This is a genomic window from Streptomyces cyaneofuscatus (assembly GCF_000718135.1).
Taxonomy (GTDB): Bacteria; Actinomycetota; Actinomycetes; order Streptomycetales; family Streptomycetaceae; genus Streptomyces; species Streptomyces cyaneofuscatus.
On record NZ_JOEM01000100.1, the window covers coordinates 1 to 268 of the forward strand.

General features: G+C 67.5%; 1 protein-coding gene. It reads right to left on the reverse strand.

The genetic code is table 11. The features are described from left to right. A partial coding sequence (locus IF17_RS01000000136980) for a cbb3-type cytochrome c oxidase subunit I (RefSeq protein WP_209437803.1) occupies nt 1–268 on the reverse strand: 268 nt, incomplete at both ends.

Genomic DNA, 268 nt, shown 5'->3' on the forward strand with positions numbered 1-268 from the left:
GATCGTGGTGATGAAGTTGACCGAGCCGAGGATCGTGCCGAAGCCGGAGAAGGCCAGACCCATGATCCACATGTCGGCGCCGATGCCCGGCGAGCGGACCGCGTCGTTCAGCGGCGCGTAGGCGAACCAGCCGAAGTCGGCGGCGCCCTGCGGCGTGAGGAAGCCGGCCACCGCGATGAGCGAGCCGAAGAGGTACAGCCAGTACGCGAACATGTTCAGCCGCGGGAACGCCACATCGGGCGCGCCGATCTGCAGCGGCATGATCCAG